The sequence below is a fragment of the Acinetobacter johnsonii genome, assembly GCF_048551975.1.
Classification (GTDB): domain Bacteria; phylum Pseudomonadota; class Gammaproteobacteria; order Pseudomonadales; family Moraxellaceae; genus Acinetobacter; species Acinetobacter johnsonii_A.
In genome coordinates this window covers 1-250 of the sequence record NZ_JBIMCF010000326.1, presented here as the reverse complement: position 1 = coordinate 250, position 250 = coordinate 1, and the positions used below count along the sequence as shown (strand labels likewise).

General features: G+C 44.4%; 1 protein-coding gene. It reads right to left on the bottom strand.

The window, feature by feature from the left end:
* Positions 1-250 (bottom strand): alpha/beta hydrolase fold domain-containing protein (locus tag ACG9ZB_RS17670; RefSeq protein WP_419326888.1); only part of this gene is annotated, 250 nt, incomplete at both ends.

Below are 250 nucleotides of genomic sequence, written 5' to 3'. Positions count from 1 at the left end.
ATCTAGATGTAGCACTTGCATCTGTGTTCGTGCTGCAACTTCGGAAAGAAAAGCACGATGCGTTTTAAGCGATCCTACAAAAAAAGCGCCACCATGAATATGTAGAATCATTTGAGTTGATTGTGCTTGAGGTTTGATCTCTTCTGCTCGAATCCCTGCAATCCGCAAAGGACGTATTTGTACATCTTTACGTTGTGGGAAAACGCGTGCAAGTTGTTCTATCGCAAAGCGCGCTGTAGCAGGAGGAAGA